General features: G+C 47.0%; 16 protein-coding genes. 11 read left to right on the top strand and 5 right to left on the bottom strand.

Annotation, left to right across the window (positions count from 1 at the left end):
* The first annotated feature begins 5 nt into the window (after positions 1–5).
* Positions 6–341 (top strand): hypothetical protein, encoded by a 336-nt coding sequence (locus tag ACJHX4_RS13260; protein ID WP_000816505.1) that lies wholly within the window; start codon positions 6–8, stop codon positions 339–341.
* Positions 342–1,220: 879 nt separating this feature from the next.
* Here ACJHX4_RS13260 and ACJHX4_RS13255 read toward each other — a convergent pair.
* The 4 genes from ACJHX4_RS13255 to ACJHX4_RS13240 all read right to left on the bottom strand — a co-directional run bounded on the left by ACJHX4_RS13255 (position 1,221) and on the right by ACJHX4_RS13240 (position 6,752).
* Positions 1,221–3,107: a hypothetical protein gene (locus ACJHX4_RS13255; protein WP_000944508.1), complete on the bottom strand. Its 1,887-nt coding sequence runs from the start codon at positions 3,105–3,107 to the stop codon at positions 1,221–1,223.
* Between the two features lies 1 nt (position 3,108).
* The gene (locus ACJHX4_RS13250) at positions 3,109–3,624 is read right to left on the bottom strand and encodes an ABC-three component system middle component 2 (RefSeq protein WP_001293316.1); all 516 of its coding nucleotides are present in this window, start codon (positions 3,622–3,624) and stop codon (positions 3,109–3,111) included.
* Entirely contained in the window at positions 3,621–4,736 is a 1,116-nt protein-coding gene (locus ACJHX4_RS13245) for an ABC-three component system protein (protein ID WP_168876894.1), read from the bottom strand. Before ACJHX4_RS13245 ends, ACJHX4_RS13250 begins: the two co-directional genes overlap by 4 nt.
* A gap of 258 nt (positions 4,737–4,994) precedes the next feature.
* Positions 4,995–6,752 (bottom strand): retron Ec67 family RNA-directed DNA polymerase/endonuclease, encoded by a 1,758-nt coding sequence (locus tag ACJHX4_RS13240; protein ID WP_000476153.1) that lies wholly within the window; start codon positions 6,750–6,752, stop codon positions 4,995–4,997.
* A 1,078-nt stretch (positions 6,753–7,830) separates the two neighbouring features.
* Here ACJHX4_RS13240 and ACJHX4_RS13235 point away from each other — a divergent pair.
* Positions 7,831–8,007: a hypothetical protein gene (locus tag ACJHX4_RS13235; protein ID WP_001311636.1), complete on the top strand. Its 177-nt coding sequence runs from the start codon at positions 7,831–7,833 to the stop codon at positions 8,005–8,007.
* Between the two features lie 36 nt (positions 8,008–8,043).
* On the opposite strand, the gene dhaR is transcribed toward ACJHX4_RS13235, so the two are convergent.
* Positions 8,044–9,963, bottom strand: coding sequence for a dihydroxyacetone kinase operon transcriptional regulator DhaR (dhaR, locus tag ACJHX4_RS13230; RefSeq protein ID WP_001295998.1), 1,920 nt, complete (start codon positions 9,961–9,963; stop codon positions 8,044–8,046).
* Between the two features lie 227 nt (positions 9,964–10,190).
* On the opposite strand from dhaR, the gene dhaK reads away from it, so the two are divergent.
* The 9 genes from dhaK (at position 10,191) to modD (ending at position 20,110) form a co-directional block, all read left to right on the top strand.
* A complete protein-coding gene (gene dhaK / locus ACJHX4_RS13225; protein WP_000733698.1) occupies positions 10,191–11,261 on the top strand; it encodes a dihydroxyacetone kinase subunit DhaK in 1,071 nt (356 codons plus the stop codon).
* A 10-nt stretch (positions 11,262–11,271) separates the two neighbouring features.
* Complete coding sequence (gene dhaL, locus ACJHX4_RS13220; protein ID WP_001295997.1) at positions 11,272–11,904, top strand: dihydroxyacetone kinase subunit DhaL; 633 nt, start codon at positions 11,272–11,274, stop codon at positions 11,902–11,904.
* A 10-nt stretch (positions 11,905–11,914) separates the two neighbouring features.
* The gene (dhaM, locus tag ACJHX4_RS13215; RefSeq protein WP_001295996.1) at positions 11,915–13,333 is read left to right on the top strand and encodes a dihydroxyacetone kinase phosphoryl donor subunit DhaM; all 1,419 of its coding nucleotides are present in this window, start codon (positions 11,915–11,917) and stop codon (positions 13,331–13,333) included.
* A 319-nt stretch (positions 13,334–13,652) separates the two neighbouring features.
* Entirely contained in the window at positions 13,653–15,350 is a 1,698-nt protein-coding gene (treA, locus tag ACJHX4_RS13210) for an alpha,alpha-trehalase (protein WP_000841745.1), read from the top strand.
* Positions 15,351–15,679: 329 nt separating this feature from the next.
* Positions 15,680–16,702 carry an iron ABC transporter substrate-binding protein gene (locus ACJHX4_RS13205; protein WP_000060128.1) on the top strand — a complete coding sequence of 341 codons (1,023 nt, stop codon included), beginning with the start codon at positions 15,680–15,682 and terminating at the stop codon, positions 16,700–16,702.
* Complete coding sequence (locus ACJHX4_RS13200) at positions 16,702–17,682, top strand: FecCD family ABC transporter permease (RefSeq protein WP_001261263.1); 981 nt, start codon at positions 16,702–16,704, stop codon at positions 17,680–17,682. Before ACJHX4_RS13205 ends, ACJHX4_RS13200 begins: the two co-directional genes overlap by 1 nt.
* Positions 17,679–18,437 carry an ABC transporter ATP-binding protein gene (locus tag ACJHX4_RS13195; protein ID WP_000173310.1) on the top strand — a complete coding sequence of 253 codons (759 nt, stop codon included), beginning with the start codon at positions 17,679–17,681 and terminating at the stop codon, positions 18,435–18,437. Before ACJHX4_RS13200 ends, ACJHX4_RS13195 begins: the two co-directional genes overlap by 4 nt.
* A 9-nt stretch (positions 18,438–18,446) precedes the next feature.
* On the top strand, positions 18,447–19,259 hold the full coding sequence (locus tag ACJHX4_RS13190; protein WP_000904011.1) for a class I SAM-dependent methyltransferase: 813 nt from the start codon (positions 18,447–18,449) through the stop codon (positions 19,257–19,259).
* A complete protein-coding gene (modD, locus tag ACJHX4_RS13185; RefSeq protein ID WP_000576824.1) occupies positions 19,256–20,110 on the top strand; it encodes a ModD protein in 855 nt (284 codons plus the stop codon). Before ACJHX4_RS13190 ends, modD begins: the two co-directional genes overlap by 4 nt.
* Positions 20,111–20,123: the final 13 nt, after the last annotated feature.

Below are 20,123 nucleotides of genomic sequence, written 5' to 3'. Positions count from 1 at the left end.
TACAGATGAAAAGAGCAATACTTCTGGTATTAATTGCTGCTGGTTTGCTGGCTGGCTGCGGCGAGAAAACGCCAAAATGTAGTAGTGATGATGCAAAAAATCTGGTCGGGGATATTGCAAGAAAGACAATCGAGAAAGGGATGAAACTGGATAAGGATGTGCGTATTTCTGTAGAAAATGTCAGAACAATTAGCCATGAATCAGATCTGGATGTTTATCAGTGCGCTGCTGATTTAACGTTTACAAAACCAGATTTGCAAAATTCTCTACCAATCACCTACCGGATTCAGAAAACTGATGAGGGTAAAGGTCCGTTTTATATAAACGTAACAGGTTTATAATCACTGAATAACATCCGGGTTCCTTTTGGGTGAAATAATTCATGTTTTATTCCAAAAGGAAACCCTATGAAAAAGATCATCATATTTACCATTATAGCTATTATCACATTTAGTTGGCTCGTTACACACAATACAACTGAGTCCGAAAAAATCCCTCCTGCTAATACTCCCTTTATTATTAAGTCTAACGTACCTGGCATGTGCAAGGTCAGCGCCATCACAACCTCTACAGATACCAAACAGAATATACCTGTCGTAGCGTGCAAAATCAGCATTACGACCGCAATCACTTCCAGTACTACCAGTTACTGATCACTGTGTTTACTTTACCGACAGACTGGGATACAAAAACGTCAAACACCTTCTCAATCAGTCTTATACCGTAAGCAATGCCGGGTGTGTCGGGCTCTGAGGGTTGATTAATTCCACAGGCATATGAAGACTAAATCCTACCATCCCCATACCTGCTGAGCCGCTCCGTTGAACATCTTTATCGCCTTGCTGTGGGTGCCAATCACGGCTATCCCCGCCCGTCTTGTAGGTTGGGGCTCACCAAATACGATGCCACTGGGAAGCTCTTTCAGTGTCACGTAATGCCATTTATAGCCCAGATATGACCTGCTACTGAGCTAACTACATTGATTTGCCTAAATCCTGGGGCCTCTAAAGCGTCAGCGCCGCGCAGCAGTATAGGCAAGCCACTTTTAACGGGTTTTATCCGGCTCCCTGAGGCTGCTTTCAGAAAAGGCGTGTAATCGGATAACTACAGCAACCTAGGGAAGTATGTGCTTGTAGAATGAATGCAGTGGTAATCAAGACTACCGCTTTTACAAACCCCACCAATCGTATAACTGCGATTTGATGGCTACCCATCCTAAGTTACTTCATTAAAATAGCACTATTTTTTGAGGGCAGCGGGATAAGGGCTCTGCGCTCTCCATCCATTGCATGTTCACCCGCAAACCATTCGTAATGAACTTTATTCATGATTGATACCGGCGGTTCTTTATTCTCTATAACTATGATTTGTAAGGTATCAGGCAATTGGGTCAGTGAATGCCAGAAGCCTTCCTCAATACCAGCCGATATGGGTTCATCGAAGCCCGATACCGTAGCAGCGGCTTTCTTCTTATAACTTGTCAGCGGTGAATCAATCACGACTAGCCCAGGATGCGGGTATCCTTTTTTAATACAATATTTTAGTAATCCAATGATGAAAGCTGAATAAAGAATGGCACGAACACCTTTACCGTGAGACTGCCGAGGTTGTCCATCAACAATGATGTCATACTCTTTTTCATTAAATGAAACGTCAGGCTCGGCACCCCATTTCCAGTCTTTTAAAACAGTTTCAATTTCTCTACAAAGTTCGGCCAGCGTACGGGTAGATAATCCCTCCCATTCGAGCCGTGGTTGACTGCTCTTTTCCAGCAGTATTTCTATATCCTTTTGATGTTTTAGTAACTCAAACCATCTCTGTCGATCATTCAACTCAGAGTCTCTTTCAGCTCGCTGCTCAATAGCTAAATCTAGGCTTTCTTTGGAAAGTGTAAGAAGAGGCTCAAAAGTATATTTGATCTGGTTCTTCATTCCATCCAAGCTTTCTTTTGACTTATATCTGTCTATATTCAGAGCTTCTTTTCTTCGGTCAAGATCACTCATCGCTTTTTGCAGGCCTGCAAGGTATCCATGAATTTTTGCAGCTTCAGCTAAAGAAGAACGTCGGACTTCATTACTGTTCATTAATTTTTTAGCGTTCTCACTGTGTGGATGTAGTAAATTTTGTCCACAAAGGGAACAAGGAACTTCCTGAAGTGAAGTGAAATAGTGAGAACCTTCGGAAATAAAATCCAACCGCTTCAGGTCGGAATGGTAACGTTCTTCTAATAGGCTATATCTCGATTGAATTTCAGATACTCCCATTAACTGAGATTCTATTTTTAACGTTAACGCTGTCTCCATTTTTATTCCCTCGAGCAAGTCAGAAATAGCGGCTGCAGCCCTCTCAACTTCATCAATTGCTTGTGCAATCAATTGATCTGATAAATCATCTGCTGAGCTCGTTAATGGAAACTTGGGCGAACAAATTGAGAAACGTTCATCAAGTGGTCGAATCAAATCCTGGATGAATTCAAGCTTCGCCATCAACCTCGCTTTTACAATTTCAGGCTTTTCCTCTACGGTAACACCACCATCATCGTGCCCGGTAAGGATGTATGAAAACATGCGTTTTCGAGCAGTGTCGTCATAACCGGAACGTCCCGTTACTGGCGAGTATTCGTCGATAATGGATACTTCATCTACCAAAAATATAGGAGCGAGCGTTCGAATCGAGAAACGTTGCGTTTCGCCACGAGCATTCTTGCGAAGCTTCGCCTCTTTGATCCCCGCAAAAGGGAAAAGTATGGACGTCACATCTGGCCCCTTACTCGTTCCTTTACGCACAGGAGCAATTATTTTACCTTCTCCATGGATGTCTTGAATAGCGACATCATGTGCCTCTAATTTCCCCCCCTCAAGACCGCGCTTGAGCGTTAACACCCCCCCTTCATCATTTTCGAATTCAACATAAAGATGGGTGTAATCGGTGGCCTCTTTAAGCTTTTTTTTGAGTTTTTCGGCACCAAGAATGTAGTCAAGACAACTCACAAGGTAACTTTTCCCAGTATCAGATTCCCCTGCTAGAATATTCGCACCCTTATAGAAATCAACATAAGCGTCTTGAACGCTGTTTCCGCGCAATAGTATTTTTCTTATACGAAGCATGTTATAAATCCAGTAGATCAATTGCGGTCAATCGGTCGAATTCAGAACCCCATTGCCCCACATTCTGAGATATATATGAAGCAAGTTCTTCATCCGTATATTCATAGAATTGCTTTGTGACCCAAGAGGCACGTTCTGCGAGCTCTTTTGAATACTGTGACATCAAAAGCCGCACAAACCTTCCTGTTAAATTGGTAGCCTGATACAAAATACCTTCGGCAGCAAAGACAACCTTAATCAATTCTCTTGATAGCATTAAATGCAGCCCTGCCTGAATTGCGCTTCGCTTAACAAGAAGCTCTGCTCCCCGGTGAGGAACTGCTGGATGAAGGCTTTTAGGCCCCCTAGGTACGTCACTGGTATGCACAAGAAGATAGTCATACGAAACTATCCTTTGTAGGTCCATTGCTACATTGTCCGCTGCATCCAATATGAACAGAGCACGAAATCCATACTCCAGCGGAGTGTTAAAAGGTCTCTGCTCAAAGTTTCCTTCAAATACTTGCATTTCGCTCATGGATTGCACCAATTAATCAAGTTTGTATTGGCTAGTTGGTGGCATATACCTTCACGATCCTTATTCGTTACGTGAATGGCAAGTGGGTGCGCACCAAGTTGCAGGGTCTGAGCGGCCTTGACGGTATTTTTTAACCGAAGGAGTGGAGTCCCTGTCAGGTCAGAGGTGTAGTGATACAGACCATCATCAAACTCTACAAGTAAAGAATTAAAGAATTCTTGATTCGCCATTTGGTCCCTAGCGAGTTCCTTTAGCCCTTCCGAGCAATAAAAAGTTATTCGGGACCGTTCAAAGAGTTTTACATGGCTGATACTTGATTGAAAATCAACTAAATCTCGCACGTTGGTTTTGATATCAGCGCTGATAACTGAAAAGAGTTGTTCAATATATACAGTTTCAATGGGAGCCACAGATGATGGGGGCCTAGTTGGTGGATCCCGCTCAATTAATGGTGCGCCAAAGACCATAAGATGAAAAGAGGTTTTACTGTGTTCGGCAAGTATCTCAATAGGCTGTTTTGCATGAAAAATACTAAAATCAAACTCTTTAATATATTTTTCAAGTTCAGGCGTCAGGTCAACACTATGTTTCGATGTAATTTGCTTTGAAAAAGTTGCCCACTCGGATAGCATTTTCTCTTTGAGTTTAGTTGGATCATCTAGGAGGTCTTGGAATGGCGATGTTACCCCTTTATGTGTAACAAAATGGTATTGTGTAGGTACTGTGTAGTCCTTGATGAAAGTATAATAGATAACTTTTGCAACTTCGATGCCTGCCTTAGGAAGGCCTAAATTCGCATCATAATGTTTGCATTGATATAAGTGCCATCTTCGAGGAACAGCATCAGATGGATCAAGCCATACAACAATATCTCTGCCTTTATCTCCTGCCCCGCCACGTTGTTGTACTTCGTTGACATATTGCTGACCAGCTAAGTATTCAGAGGCCCATTCGAGTGTAAACCTTTCAAATTCGGCGGCGCTAAACTGTGCCAGACGATCCAAGGGGGCTATTGGAAGCCCTACACCTAACCCAAGCAGCCGAGCGTTCGCACCCGGCCACGTTGTAGGAGCAGAAAGCGCGCCAAGCGTCGAACTTGAATTTTGTTTCATCTTCTCTACCACCACAACCTCCATGGAGAAGTGATATTAAATCTTTAGTCTTTTAAAATTTTACAAAATCTAACACAGTGCGCCAGGAAAGTAATTGACTAAGGTTCCCCACACACAAGAGCAAATCTTAACCTTGCTACGGGACATAACTACTTCCGCCCCACCGGCTACCCAGTCATCGACAGTTTGGCAGCTCACTCCACTGTGCCGAGCATAAGCCTCTTTTGACATCAGCATTTTTATCTCTTTTCATAACCATCACTTTGATGGGTGTAGATTGATAAAATGTTTTTTGATTTCAATAATTGAATCAAGTATGGGTTTGAATAATGAAAAATCGATAGTTTTTCTATTTTCCCTTACTATATAAGTAGCAAATCTATCTTTTCCAAATGTAGTAGAACTGTCATGATTATTGCTTTTATCGAAGCTTTTTCCATTATACTTCATTTGCAAAACTTTTGGTTCAAAAAAATCCTCTAGTGAAGAATAGTTATCCCCTGGTAATAACGGAGTAAAAAGAACATATAAATTACTCTCTAAGTGATAAAACGCCCCTTTTCTAACATCCTCCGCTTTTTTTGGTAGATGCGAATAATCCTTTATTATTTGATTTATGAAGTCAGATGGCCCTGTGTCATTATCTAATAAAATTATCACTGGATTTTTAGGAGGCTGTTTTTCATACGCTTTACAAAGTAAACCATGTCGTCTGAAAAACCTCGAATAGTCTGCAGCTCCACCAGACAAATCGAGAAAATATTTTTTCTTGTCATTGGTTTTAAATAAATTAACTTTTAACACTCTATTCTTTGTGTTTTTTTCCTCTCTAACTAACTGAGGGTAATCCAAAAACAAAGAATCAATTGCACACTTAAGATAAACCGGGTCAGTTTTCCCTTCTGTTAAGATTGTTATTTGCTCATTTCCATAGAAATTTTTATAGTATAGGAATTTGCTGTATGCTTTCTCTCTGGAGTTAAGTCTCTGCTTAAAATCCAACCCAAATCCTTTAACCACATATCTCTCAGGACGCGCATTTTTCTTTGCTTCCACATTATTATATTTATCAAGCATATCGATAAATGCAAATCGCCCTTCTAATTCACTAAGGGTGCCCTTTCTATGTTTTCCATCTTTCTCAATAAGTGTATACGAACCTTCAAAGTATAAAGAATGCGCCATCGCTCTTGTATTCTTTATATACTCTCTGCTTACATTTATTTTTTTATTTACAGTTAAACCTGTAACTTGCTGTCTTGATGTACACCTAGACACTCTGTTTTTATTATGGTTTAAAGTGAAGCCTGCACGATGAATTTCTTCTACCAATATCTTACCTGGTTCGTTTTCTTTCTCATTAGAAACTAATGCATCAGGGATGTTTTTTTTGTTTGTTGAAAACGTAATGTCATCTGCATAGCGGCTGTAACTACAACCATATGTGACTGCTAGCTTTGATAATCTGAAATCTAAAATCCTACAAATAAGATTAGTTATTACTGGAGAACAAGGGCTTCCTTGCGGAAGCGATCCATCCAGGCAGGCTATCTGCGCAATAATGGTTGCAACATTTGGATGTAACTTGAAATTTTGGTTTGCAATAAAATATCCTCGCACGCGACCAAAATTAAAGGATGGGAAGAAATTCTCAATATCAATATTAAATACAATATTTTTATCTCGATGCCTCTCAGCATTTGTAATTATAGTTTTATTCTTCTCAAAACCATGTGATACATTTTGTTTAATATTATTTTTTGCCCAAATTTCTTCCTGGCATATATATAGAAGTTCAGAAAGTCGTTGTTGAATATCTTTCAGTTTTTCATCAGGAGCAAAGATCTCCCGCTCTCCTCCAGACTTTTTCTTTATAGTAAATTTTTTGTATTGATTTTCTGGCCTTATTCTATACAAAACATTAGTCAGAAATGTAACTTTAATCTGAAGCAAATCAGCCAGTTCAAATTTGTTACAACAAGCCTGCAGCCTTGCCAGATAGGTAGGTTTAAACATAACAGTAAATTCCATTATTGATTATGTTAATGCACATGCAGGTACTCTTACGCATTTAACGGTGACGCCAAGATGACTTGACGGCAGTCAGAGGGCGAATACTCCCGACCTTGTTAACACTGATTGCGATACCACAACCAACAAATCTACCTGCATGTGCCGTATTAAATTAGCATAGTCATCATATAACTCAAGCCCCCAATCAATTTTTTTCAAAATCCTCAATAAGTTATAGATGGTTTGCGTTCTGTTCATTTCTGGCATCAGAGTGATGATTAGGCAAGTTAGCTGGGAAAATTTATCCGGAGTATATACAAAGAAAGTAGTCAGCCCAGTTGAATCATCTAAACAAGACCAATTAACTAATTTATTTAAATGAAAAATAATGCTTTTGAGCTAACCAATTATGCACTTAAGCTAAATTTACCGTTTTTGGGGCTAGCCCAACATCGAGGGCGCATAAGCTTTAGCCCACTTTTACTTTCCTGTTTTCTTTAGTAACAGAAGGTTAACTATCAAATATTTTTGTTGGGCTATGTGGGCTAACAGTTTTCATATTTACGTGTTTTTTTATTCTTCTCCGGTTTCCGTTTCAGATACCGGAGTAAACAACAGCGTATAAGCCCAGGGACGTGCATGCTTGAGGTGTCTCAGCCGTGGCATACGTATCAGCCATCCCTCCACGCTGGTGGACTTTTTGAGCATTCCAGCCTCATGAAGGATTCTGCCGGCAGTATCCTTGCTGAGAGGAGTAGAACCTACGCCCTTCGCATTACGAATGCGAGCTAACTCCAAAATGAGTACGAACATGAGTACAAAAAAAATATATCATTAAATGTAGTATAAATTTCAATCAGATACAGCAAAAATTACAATTCAACGTCTAATTCCGCTAATACTACTCTGGCGGTTAATAACGAGCCATTATGTGAGTTGCACGTAATGGCTTTTTTACGCCTGCTACGCGTCTTCTTTCAATTCTGAGTTACCAAAACTCATAATCAGACTCCTGACAATATTAACAATGCAGCTTTTATGTGATAACAATCACAGTGCATTAACCGTTCAAGAGTTTGTCATGAAAAAAACATTTACCTTCAGCCTGTTAGCAATTGTCTTTGCAAGCCTGTTGAGTGCTTGTGTTCCCCACCATCATCACCGCCACAGCGATGGCCCTCGTGGTCCTGCGCCCTCCGGTAAGCCAATGCCACCTTCAAATGGTGGACCAAATCACGGCAGTCATGGTCGCTATTAATTAGTAATTCATAGCGGGAAAGTACATACTCTCCCGCTATCCACGGCGCTTAAACTGCCCTGCATCAATGCCATGTTGCTTCATTTTCCGCCACAGCGTAGTGCGGCCGATTCCAAGTAAAGCCGACATTTCCTGAATGCGACCGCCTGTGACTTGGGCTGCGTTAATAATTGCCTCTTTTTCAACTTCCGCAAATGACAGACTGGTGGAAAGGCGGGTGGCGCTGACATCATCTGTCGCCTGCTCGGTAAACAGATGTTCCGGCAAATCACTGACGCGAATGCGCCCATTATCACTACTCAGAGCAAGATTCTCGATGACGCTGTAAAGTTCAAAATCGTTGCCAGGCCATGCACAGGAAACCAGGCGAGCGAGGGCATCGTCATCAATTTTCAGCCGCGTAGAGAAGCGTTTTTCAAGGCTGCGTAATTTGTTATTCACCAGCGCCGGAATGCTGCCACGCCGCATACGCAGTGGCGGGATGGTAATTTCAAATGCATGCAGCGCGTAATACAGCTGGCGACTAAAACGATTTTGTTCCACCAGCATTGCGAGGTCCGCGGTCGTTGTGGCAATCACTTTGACATCAATGGGTATTAAACGCCGCGCATCCAGTCGCGTGATAACACCCTGCTTGATAACCTGAAGCAAAGCAGACTGTAACTCCACCGCCAGATATTCAATCTTTTCAAGAAACAGCGTGCCGCCGTGCGCCAGTTCCAGCCGACTCAGACGGCCATTTTCATTATCCGTGCGATCGCCACCAATAAATTCTTCCGCCAGCGCCGCATCACCATATAACTCACAATTGACGGCGATATAAGGCCCCGCTGCACGCTCGCTTTCATTATGAATTGCCTGACTTAGCAGTGCCTTGCCCACGCCCTCTTCTCCACAAAGCAGGACAGGAAAGCTACTGCGCGCCGCCTGGCGACCAAAATGAATCAAGCGGCGGGTTTGCGGATCGTCCTGTGGCATATGAGCGAAGGTATGGCTGACTTTTCCTAATTGACTGGTCATTAACTGCCGCATCTGTTCCACAGGATGGAGCAATAAAATAAAGCTGGTTCCCTGCGTTTCTATTATCGGTTTAAGGGTTATCACCGCATCAATAAACTGATGCTGACTTTCAAAGGTTGCTTCTACGTGTTTGAGCGGATGTGCCTGTTTTATTGCTTGTTGCAATACGGCGGGTAACGTTAAGAGTTCAGTGATTGCCCTTCCCTGACTTGCCGTCGCGTCAAGGCGCAAGACTCGCGCCGCCTGGGCGTTGATAAATTGCAAATTACCCTGCTCGTCCCAGCTAATCACGCCATCATCCATACTTTCTAACAGGGCATTAAGTTGATTTAAATGACGGTTAGTTTCAGCGAGCAAACTGTCCGTCAGCAGTAAATTTCCGACCTCGCGTGCGATTGCCAACGTCAACGGCAAATCAGCTGCGGTAGTTTGCTCAACCGGACACGCCAGCGCTATTGTTCCCGTCAATCGGCCCTTGCTGTCAAACAACGGCGTTGCGCAAAAGGCCCAGTTCCAGAGTGCCTGTTTGAAATGTTGATCGGCCATCGTTTTCACGGCCTGACCAGAGATAGCCGCTAACGATAGCGCACAAGTACCAATAATTCCCTCGGCGCAATACGTGCCGTCATTGAATCCCAGTACACTTAGCTGCTGCAAGGTTTGCGGATCGCCATTACGGCTGAGAATGCAGGCGGTTTCATCGAGGATAAGCAACGCACACTCTCGCGGTGCCATATATTCCCAGGCATCTTCCAGCGCAGCCTGCCCGAGCGTCAGCATCGCTTTCTTACGCCGATAAATAGAAGCAAATGTCACGCCCTGGGCCTGGTGTGGTACGTTCCATGTCTCCCGTTTCATCAGCTTATTGCATCTCTCCCAGGAGGTTGCAATTAAGGGAGATATGCCCCGACCATCGTTGTTAAAAGCGCCACTCATATCCCGCATCCCTTATGACAAAAGGTGTTCCGGCTCGCAATTTTAAGTATTAATACACGTAAAAGTTTCAATATGGAACACTCATTAAAGCATATGTTTCACTATGAAACATAATTTGGGCTAATTTTCTTTTCCCTTGCCTGATGCACAATGGATTCATCGGCAGTCAGTGGTCGCCGTGTCGTTGAACATCATCCATGCCCTACCGTAATTGCTGGAGCAAAATAATGAAAAAATTGATCAATGATGTGCAAGACGTACTGGACGAACAACTGGCAGGACTAGCGAAAGCGCATCCATCGCTGACACTGCATCAGGATCCGGTGTATGTCACCCGAGCTGATGCCCCCGTTGCAGGAAAAGTCGCCCTGCTGTCGGGTGGCGGCAGCGGACACGAGCCGATGCATTGTGGTTATATCGGTCAGGGGATGCTTTCGGGGGCCTGTCCGGGCGAAATTTTCACCTCACCGACGCCCGATAAAATCTTTGAATGCGCCATGCAAATTGATGGCGGCGAAGGTGTACTGTTGATTATCAAAAATTACACCGGCGATATTCTTAACTTCGAAACAGCAACCGAGTTACTGCACGATAGCGGCGTAAAAGTGACCACTGTGGTCATTGATGACGACGTTGCAGTAAAAGACAGTCTTTATACCGCCGGGCGACGCGGCGTTGCCAACACCGTATTAATTGAAAAACTCGTAGGTGCAGCGGCGGAGCGTGGCGACTCACTGGACGCCTGTGCGGAACTGGGGCGTAAGTTGAATAATCAAGGCCACTCAATAGGTATCGCTCTCGGTGCCTGTACCGTTCCTGCCGCGGGCAAACCTTCTTTTACCCTGGCGGATAATGAGATGGAGTTTGGCGTCGGCATTCATGGTGAGCCAGGTATTGACCGCCGCCCCTTCTCTTCCCTTGATCAAACCGTCGATGAAATGTTCGACACCCTGCTGGAAAATGGCTCATACCATCGCACTTTGCGTTTATGGGATTATCAACAAGGCAGCTGGCAGGAAGAACCACAAACCAAACAACCGCTCCAGTCTGGCGATCGGGTGATTGCGCTGGTTAACAATCTTGGCGCAACTCCGCTTTCTGAGCTGTACGGCGTCTATAACCGCCTGACCACACGTTGCCAGCAAGCGGGATTGACTATCGAACGTAATTTAATTGGCGCGTACTGCACCTCACTGGATATGACCGGTTTCTCAATCACCTTACTGAAAGTTGATGACGAAACGCTGGCACTCTGGGACGCCCCGGTCCACACCCCGGCCCTTAACTGGGGTAAATAAGGAGAAAGCAATGTCACTGAGCAGAACTCAAATTGTTAACTGGCTCACTCGTTGTGGCGATATTTTCAGCACCGAGAGCGAGTATCTTACTGGACTGGATCGCGAGATTGGCGACGCTGACCACGGGCTAAATATGAACCGAGGCTTTGGCAAAGTGGTGGAAAAACTCCCTGCTATCGCAGATAAAGATATCGGTTTCATTCTCAAGAATACCGGCATGACGCTACTTTCCAGCGTCGGAGGTGCCAGTGGTCCGCTGTTCGGTACCTTCTTTATCCGCGCCGCACAGACAACCCAGGCACGGCAAAGCCTGACGCTGGAAGAGCTTTATCAGATGTTCCGCGATGGCGCGGACGGCGTAATCAGTCGCGGGAAAGCCGAACCTGGCGATAAAACCATGTGTGATGTGTGGGTGCCGGTGGTGGAATCGTTACGTCAGTCCTGCGAGCAAAATCTCTCTGTTCCGGCGGCGCTCGACGCTGCCAGTAGCATCGCCGAATCCGCTGCACAAAGTACGATTACGATGCAAGCCCGCAAAGGCCGCGCCAGTTATCTCGGTGAACGCAGTATTGGTCACCAGGATCCCGGCGCGACCTCGGTGATGTTTATGATGCAAATGTTGGCGTTAGCCGCAAAAGAGTAAGGAATTGGTGATGGTAAACCTGGTCATAGTTTCACATAGCAGCCGACTGGGAGAAGGTGTCGGTGAATTAGCCCGTCAGATGTTAATGAGTGATAATTGTAAAATCGCCATTGCCGCGGGAATTGACGATCCACAAAATCCCATTGGTACCGATGCCGTCAAAGTGATGGAGGCCATCGAATCTGTTGCCGATGCCGACCATGTGCTGGTCATGATGGATATGGGTAGCGCATTATTGAGTGCTGAAACTGCGCTGGAATTGCTGGCTCCCGAGATCGCCGCAAAAGTACGTTTGTGTGCTGCGCCGTTGGTCGAAGGTACACTGGCAGCAACGGTCAGCGCGGCCTCGGGGGCGGATATCGACAAAGTTATCTTTGACGCCATGCATGCGCTGGAAGCCAAACGTGAACAACTGGGTTTACCGTCCTCCGACACTGAAATCTCTGACACATGTCCTCCGTACGATGAAGAAGCCCGTTCTCTGGCGGTGGTCATAAAAAACCGTAACGGCCTGCATGTACGTCCGGCCTCCCGGCTGGTTTATACCTTATCGACATTTAATGCCGATATGTTGCTGGAGAAAAACGGCAAATGCGTTACACCGGAGAGTATTAACCAGATTGCGTTACTACAAGTTCGCTATAACGATACGCTGCGCCTGATTGCGAAAGGACCAGAAGCTGAAGAGGCACTGATCGCTTTCCGTCAGTTGGCTGAAGATAACTTTGGTGAAACGGAGGAAGTTGCTCCACCTACTCTGCGTCCCGTTCCGCCTGTTTCGGGTAAAGCCTTTTATTATCAACCTGTTTTATGTACGGTACAGGCAAAATCAACCCTGACCGTGGAAGAAGAACAAGAACGATTACGCCAGGCCATTGACTTCACGTTATTAGATCTGATGACGTTAACAGCGAAAGCAGAAACCAGCGGGCTTGACGATATTGCCGCAATCTTTTCTGGTCACCATACACTGTTAGATGATCCGGAACTGCAGGCGGCGGCAAGCGAACTCCTTCAGCATGAACATTGCACGGCGGAATATGCCTGGCAGCAAGTTCTTAAAGAACTTAGCCAGCAATACCAACAGCTGGATGATGAATATCTACAGGCTCGCTATATCGATGTGGACGATCTTCTGCATCGCACCCTGGTCCACCTGACCCAAACGAAAGAAGAACTCCCGCAGTTTAACTCGCCAACTATTCTACTGGCGGAGAACATTTATCCCTCCACAGTACTGCAACTGGATCCAGCGGTTGTAAAAGGTATCTGCCTTAGCGCCGGAACTCCGCTATCCCACAGTGCCCTAATCGCCCGTGAACTGGGAATTGGCTGGATTTGCCAGCAGGGTGAGAAACTGTATGCGATACAACCAGAAGAAACGCTAACGCTGGACGTTAAAACGCAACGTTTCAACCGTCAGGGTTAAACCACCGTTCGGATGGCATCATTCTGATGTCATCCGGCAATTTACTCTGCACTGATGTTTTTTAACTACCTGTTATATTTTTCACCAAATTATGATGATTTTTCTTCGCTAATCGCGAACCCAACGTCGCTGGCTGACGAATAAACAGATGTTATTTTATCACTCTATTTCGCCGTTATTTATCCCTTTAATTCCCTTTTCTAAAATGTCTGTCAGTTCGCAGAATGTGATTTCGATCATGCAGCTAGTGCGATCCTGAACTAAGGTTTTCTGATACTTGAATACCGTTTTATTCGGTTTCGCCAAAGGAGAATGATTGATGAAATCCCCCGCACCTTCTCGCCCGCAAAAAATGGCGTTAATTCCAGCCTGCATCTTTTTGTGTTTCGCTGCGCTATCGGTGCAGGCAGAAGAAACATCGGTAACACCACAACCGCCTGATATTTTATTAGGGCCGCTGTTTAATGATGTGCAAAACGCCAAACTTTTTCCGGACCAAAAAACCTTTGCCGATGCCGTGCCGAACAGCGATCCGCTGATGATCCTTGCTGATTATCGGATGCAGCAAAACCAGAGCGGATTTGATCTACGCCATTTCGTTAACGTCAATTTCACCCTGCCGAAAGAGGGCGAGAAATATGTTCCGCCAGAGGGGCAATCACTGCGCGAACATATTGACGGACTTTGGCCGGTATTAACGCGTTCTACCGAAAACACCGAAAAATGGGATTCTCTATTACCGCTGCCAAAGCCTTATGTCGTGCCAGGCGGACGTTTTCGCGAGGTATATTACTGGGACAGTTACTTCACCATGTTAGGACTTGCCGAAAGCGGTCACTGGGATAAAGTCGCGGATATGGTGGCCAATTTTGCTCATGAAATAGACACTTACGGTCATATTCCCAACGGCAACCGCAGTTACTATTTAAGCCGCTCGCAACCGCCCTTCTTTGCCCTGATGGTAGAGTTACTGGCGCAGCATGAAGGCGACGCCGCGTTGAAACAATACCTGCCGCAAATGCAAAAAGAATATGCTTACTGGATGGACGGTGTTGAAAACCTGCAAGCCGGACAACAGGAAAAACGCGTTGTAAAACTTCAGGATGGTACCCTTCTCAACCGCTACTGGGACGATCGCGATACGCCACGACCAGAGTCATGGGTGGAAGATATTGCCACTGCCAAAAGCAATCCGAATCGACCTGCCACTGAAATTTACCGCGACCTGCGCTCTGCCGCTGCGTCTGGCTGGGATTTCAGCTCGCGCTGGATGGACAATCCGCAGCAGTTAAACACCTTACGCACCACCAGCATCGTACCGGTCGATCTGAACAGCTTGATGTTCAAAATGGAAAAAATCCTCGCCCGCGCCAGCAAAGCTATCGGAGATAACGCGATGGCAAACCAGTACGAAACGCTGGCAAATGCCCGTCAAAAAGGGATCGAAAAATACCTGTGGAACGATCAACAAAGCTGGTATGCCGATTACGACCTGAAAAGTCATAAAGTGCGCAATCAGTTAACCGCGGCCGCCCTGTTCCCGCTGTACGTCAATGCGGCAGCGAAAGATCGCGCCAGCAAAATGGCGACGGCGACGAAAACACATCTGCTGCAACCAGGCGGCCTGAACACCACGTCGGTGAAAAGTGGGCAACAATGGGATGCGCCAAACGGCTGGGCGCCGTTGCAGTGGGTCGCGACAGAAGGATTACAAAACTACGGGCAAAAAGAGGTAGCGATGGACATTAGCTGGCACTTCCTGACCAATGTTCAGCACACCTATGACCGGGAGAAAAAGCTGGTGGAAAAATATGATGTCAGCACCACCGGAACAGGGGGCGGCGGTGGCGAATATCCATTACAGGATGGCTTTGGCTGGACCAATGGCGTGACGCTGAAAATGCTGGATTTGATCTGCCCGAAAGAGCAACCGTGTGACAATGTTCCGGCGACGCGTCCACTCAGTGAATCAACAACACAGCCGCTAAAACAAAAAGAGGCGGAACCTACGCCTTAACTTTACTGTATATCGAGCAATGCCATTACGTGCATAAAATTGGCATTGCTCTTTCTTCATCACGAAATACCACTCTTTCTACGGTCTATGCCTTTATTTTCTTTTATTAGAGAAGATTTTAATTTTATTTTATCAACTTGTTAATCATCACACCTCTATTTATATTTTCCCCCACTCCCCATTCTCCCTGACAATTTTCTTGTGGAACAAAGTGTTATTTAAGAAACAAGCAAATCATTCTGTCTCTTTAGACAAATTTTGACATCAAACATGATCTTTTTCGCTATATGTGTAAGTATATAGCGGTTTTAATTATCAGGATATTACTTATGTCACTAACCAGACGGAGGTTTACACAGATTCTTGCGTCGACATTGTTCCTGCATCATCTGCCGTCCTTTGCACAATCAGTCAAATTCTGGGCCTCACTGACGCTTCCCGAAGCCCAACACATTACACGCATCGTCAGCGCAGGCGCGCCCGCCGATTTACTATTGCTGGCTGTCGCGCCAGAAAAAATGGTCGGTTTTTCCTCTTTTGATTTTGCCCGTCAGGCATTAATTCCATTGCCAGAGCACATTCGCCAGTTCCCCAGGCTGGGACGACTCGCCGGGCGCGCCAGCACACTCTCGCTGGAAGGGCTTATGGCGTTACATCCCGATTTGGTCGTTGATTGCGGCAATACGGATGAAACCTGGATCTCCCAGGCACGGCAGGTTAGCGAACAGACACAAATACCCTGGTTATTGCTTAACGGGAAACTGGAACAATCAGCAGAACAGTTAACAACGCTTGGCAAAACGTTAGGCGAAGAGCACCGCGCCGCAGAACAAGCCAATCTCGCCAGCCGCTTCGTTGGTGAAGCTCAGGCATTCGCCACCTCACCCGCCGCTAATCTCAGCTTTTATGCTGCGCGCGGTCCTCGAGGGCTGGAAACGGGCTTACAGGGTTCGTTGCATACCGAGGCGGCGGAATTATTAGGTTTGCACAACGTCGCGCAAATAGCCGATCGCCACGGTCTGACACAGGTTTCCATGGAAAATCTCCTGCGCTGGCAGCCGGATATTATTCTGGTTCAGGAGGCCGTTACTGCAGATTTTATTCGTCGTGATCCTCTCTGGCAGGGCGTGAAAGCGGTTGCGGAACAACGCATCTTATTTTTAAGTGGCCTGCCCTTTGGCTGGCTGGATGCCCCGCCGGGAATCAACCGTCTTCTGGGATTACGCAGACTTCACGCCTGGCTGGATCCCGCCATCAATCGCCAGTTTAAAAGTGACATGCAGCATTACGCCCAACTGTTCTGGCATTGTTCACTCAGTGACGCCGACTATCAAAAATTGGTGGCGAGCTAATGAGAACCGTAAACGGATGTATTTTGCTGCTGGCAGCTATCAGTATCACTTTTGCCGCCGTAAGTGGGGCTTATCATCTCGATATGCAGCAACTGCTGGCGCTCATTCTTCGTCAAGAAAATGTTCCTGTGCAGGAACAAATTGTCTTCTGGCAAATCCGCGTGCCGCGTATTCTTGCTGCGCTGTTTCTGGGCGCGGCGCTGGCAGGGGCCGGAACCACCTATCAGGGAATGTTCCGTAATCCCTTAGTGTCACCGGATATTTTAGGCGTCTCCGCCGGTGCCGGACTTGGTGCCTGCGCGGCAATCCTGTGGGGATTATCCATTGTTTACATCCAGCTGTACGCATTTTGCGGCGGGCTGATGGTGGTCGCGGGCGTCTGGTTGATTACGCGTCGGGTGACCCGCCACGATCCGATCTTAACCCTGGTGCTGGTAGGCATTGCGTTAGGAACGTTGTGCGGAGCGGGGATATCGCTAATAAAAACGCTGGCCGATCCTTACACCCAGTTACCGTCAATTACCTTCTGGTTGCTGGGGGGGCTGTCCACCGTGACCTTACGCGATCTCTGCTATGCTGCACCGATCATTCTCATAGGCTCCTTGCCCCTGTTTTTTCTCCGCTGGCGCATGAATTTACTCACGCTTTCCGACGACGAAGCCCGTTCGCTGGGACTGAACGTGACACGTCTGCGCTTTGGATTGATTGTCTGCGCCACACTCATCACCGCCAGCACGGTAGCAATAGCAGGCATAATTGGTTGGGTCGGCCTGGTCGTTCCGCACATTGCCCGCTTGTTGACCGGTCATAACCATCAGCAGCTGTTGCCCATGGCAATGTGTACTGGCGCGATTCTGCTCCTGCTTACCGATACGCTGGCACGCAGCATTGGAACAACAGAAATCCCACTTGGCATTCTGACCGCTTTTGTTGGTGCACCGTTTTTCCTGTTTTTGTTGTTACGCGGAGGTCGCCAGTGACTTTGCTTGCCGTCCGTCATGCGTCTCTGGGTTACTCCCGCCATCCGGTGCTACGCGACGTGTCCTTCACCCTGTCGCAAGGAACAATTTGTTGTCTGTTAGGAGCCAATGGTTGCGGCAAAACCACACTCATGCGCTCCATTCTTGGCGTTATACCGTTATTAAAAGGCGAGATCTTACTGGATAGCCTCCCTGTGCAGACACTCAGCCATCGCCAGCGCGCGCAGGCTATTGCCTGGGTGCCGCAGGCGCACGACGGCATTTTTGCTTTTAGTGTGCTGGATATGGTGTTGATGGGCCTGGCCCCCACCATAGGCGCTTTTTCCGTTCCCGGTAAGCAAGAACGCCTGAAAGCAACGGAGCAACTGGAAAAGCTGGGCATTTTGCATCTGGCGACACGACGCTGGAATACGCTTAGCGGCGGTGAACGTCAGCTGGCTTTAATCGCCCGTGCACTCGTCCAGCAACCGCGCTTGTTATTACTGGATGAGCCTGCCTCCAGCCTCGATTTCGGTCATCAGATCCAACTTCTGGACACGCTGGCGCAGCTCAAAAATAACGGCATGACAATGTTAATGTCGACTCATCATCCGCTCCATGCAAACGCCATTGCCGACAGCATTATCCAGGTAGAGCCAGATGGACGAGTAACACAAGGCTTACCGACCGAACAGTTAACAACGAAAAAACTGGCTGCCCTGTACCGGGTTTCTGCCGACCAGATTCACCATCACCTCTCTGCAATTAAGCACTAAGGAAAAATCATGCTCATTGACGATATTGATTTTGCAGACCTTTACCTTCAGCAACTCAGGCTGGCCCATCGCACAGAAAAAACGCCGGATCACTGGGATCAACGGGCGGAAAAAATGGCGGAAAATTGCGCCTCGCCTACGGACAGCTACCTGCAACAACTGACCTCAAAAATTGACCTGCAAGGCGCGCAAACCTTATTCGATATGGGCTGCGGACCGGGTACCGTATCGCTGGCGCTGGCGGACAAACTCACGACGATTTATGGCGTTGATTACAGTCAGGGGATGCTGAACGTTGCCGCCCGTCGTGCCGCCGCGCTAAAGGCAGACAATGTCCACTGGATCCAGCGCGCCTGGGAAGAGGACTGGAGTGACCTGCCACGCTGCGATATTGCCGTGGCTTCCCGCTCCACTCTGGTGGCTGATATGCGCCAGGCAATGAGCAAACTGAATAATCAGGCACGGCTTCGCGTCTATACGACTCATCTGGTCAGCACCTCGTTCGTCTCTCCAGCCATTCAGCGGGCGGCTGGTCGGGAAGTGATCGAATTACCCAACTATATCTTTGCACTCAACGTCCTGTATCAGATGGGAATTTATGCTCACGTTGATTTTATCCGCGGACAAAATTGCCAACAGGATAACAGCACCTGGGAACGTTTTGAGCAGAACGTCAGCTGGAGTCTGGGCGCGCTTAACGACGATGAGCGTGAGCGGTTATATCGCTGGTATCAACAACAAGATGCTCGTGCCCTCGCCCCTGCCAGCCGCGACTGGGCGCTCATCTGGTGGGATAGCGTACCGCAGGAGACACTGCGATGATTTTCCTTTCTCAGGCACAAATCGATGCGTTATTGCTGGAAGATATCCAGGGCGGTGACCTGACCACGCGAGCATTAAATATTGGACACCAGCATGGCTATATAGAGTTTTTTCTCCGTCAGGGCGGCTGCATCAGCGGCATTTCTGTCGCGTGTAAGATGTTAACTACGCTGGGATTAACTATTGATGACGCGGTCAGCGACGGTTCACAAGCGAACGCGGGTCAGCGGCTAATCCGTGCGCAAGGTAATGCCGCAGCACTTCATCAGGGATGGAAGGCAGTCCAGAATGTGCTGGAGTGGAGTTGCGGTGTTTCTGATTATCTCGCTCAAATGCTGGCGTTACTTCGTGAACGTTACCCTGATGGCAATATCGCCTGCACCCGAAAAGCAATTCCGGGCACCCGCTTACTGGCCTCGCAGGCAATTCTGGCTGCCGGAGGACTGATTCATCGTGCCGGATGTGCGGAAACCATATTATTGTTTGCCAACCACCGCCATTTTCTTCATGACAATCAGGACTGGTCAGGCGCAATCAATCAGTTACGTCGCCACGCACCCGAGAAGAAAATAGTTGTTGAAGCCGACACGCCGAAAGAGGCAATCGCCGCGTTACGCGCGCAACCAGACGTACTTCAGCTCGACAAATTTAGTCCGCAACAGGCAACTGAAATTGCGCAAATAGCACCGTCGCTGGCTCCCCACTGCACGCTGGCTCTGACCGGCGGAATTAATCTGACAACACTCAAAAATTACCTCGACTGCGGCATTCGCCTTTTTATTACCTCCGCGCCTTATTACGCGACACCAGCTGACATTAAAGTCAGTCTGCAACCCGCAGCCTCTATTTAATTCTTTGTTAAAC

The organism is Escherichia sp. WS2035 (assembly GCF_046487065.1).
GTDB classification, from domain to species: Bacteria; Pseudomonadota; Gammaproteobacteria; order Enterobacterales; family Enterobacteriaceae; genus Escherichia; species Escherichia coli.
This window is presented reverse-complemented; position numbering and strand designations above follow the sequence as displayed.